Raw genomic sequence first — 1,396 nt, 5'->3', positions numbered from 1 at the left:
AGGTCATCTCAATTGTCATGGAGCCTACTCCCTCAGAATCGAGCAATGCGACGGCAATGCCTTGTTTTTCTCTATCCTTTACGTTAATCCACTACCCTCAACAGGAAGTGGTTTAATTCGAGTCGTATTTTTCAGGAGCGTTAACGTGCAGTTTACGTTGGTGTAGGAGCCTGTAACGCAAGGAATCGTGATGCTGACAGATTTGATCCGCCGCAGGTAATGACCTGGATAGTCTAGGTCAAACAAAGTTTCGGGCAACTCGACTTCGCACTGACCCGTTTCCTTAAGCAGAATCAGCGCCAGGGGATTGAGACTGGAGAGAGAAATATGTTTTGTCAGTTCAAAATCACGTTTATTCTTATCAAGGTAGGCTAACTCCATGCGGCGCAGGTCTTGGTGTAGGCGCTCCCCGGCAAGTAGTCCTTTCTTCTGGCTGTCCCAGTGTCCGAACTGGATGTAGTTGAATGTGGAAGAATCAAGACCCAATTCAAACTGAGCACATTTCTCTGCTTTTTTAGCAATATCAAAGGCCATGCGGTAAGCCTGGTAATGGAGGGAAGACAGTTGAGCCACCATCCAGCTATAAAGCTGTGAGTTGGTGAATTTGCTCTTGAGGAAGCGCTCCATCTCCTCTGCTTGATCGATCTGTGTTTCGTGATTGCTCTGATCCTGCTCGGCGATGGCTAAGCGAATTTCAGCCGCTAAGATTTGTTTGTCAATCTGATCAAGTTCTTTTTGGGCCAGATCAGCTTGGAGATTCCAGTCATCCTGGCGGCGTTGGTACCCACCCATGATCGACGACATGTTGGCAGCGAATGAATGCTGAGAAGCTATAAAGCTAAAAACACTAGCTGTTGCACGAAGAGAATTGCCAACATAAGTTCCGCCATAGGTTACTCCGCCCAAAGGACCAACAGTGGAATCCGGCAACATATATGCTAAGGATGCTGCAAAATTCAGAGCCTGAGCAATACTTTCATTCCCATGCGCTAGTCCAAGGTTTACGATATGTGCTGTTTCCTCGCCACTCATAAACTCACGGCTGGTATAGAAATCTAACCGTGCTTCTGTCAACTTTCGAGATGCCTCTAAACCCTCAAGTGTCTCTTTTGCTTCATCAATTTGTTGTTGCTTGACTAGAGCAACAAGTTTCAACATAGAAATTTCGTGGCGCGATCGCAGCAGTCCCAGTTCCTCAGCATCTTTTTTCTCCAAAGCTGATAGTAATGCTGCGCCAAGCGAACGAACCTCACTGCAAAATTCTATCGCCTTTTGAATCAGGAATTGGTAACGGTAATGGGGGTATGGCAACGATTCTGACGAAAAGGTATCACATCTCCCTGAAGCCCTTGTCTGGCAGTAGCTTCAGGAGTGCTACATTTTGTAGTATTTAAGG

The 1,396-nt window shown here is 46.4% G+C and carries 1 protein-coding gene; it reads right to left on the bottom strand.

Annotated elements, in window-relative coordinates; all coding sequences use genetic code 11:
* Nucleotides 1-78: 78 nt before the first annotated feature.
* Entirely contained in the window at nt 79-1,311 is a 1,233-nt protein-coding gene (locus JUJ53_RS00215) for a hypothetical protein (protein WP_204149996.1), read from the bottom strand.
* Nucleotides 1,312-1,396 lie beyond the last annotated feature (85 nt).

It is taken from the genome of Leptolyngbya sp. CCY15150, assembly GCF_016888135.1.
Taxonomy (GTDB): Bacteria; Cyanobacteriota; Cyanobacteriia; order RECH01; family RECH01; genus RECH01.
This window is presented reverse-complemented; position numbering and strand designations above follow the sequence as displayed.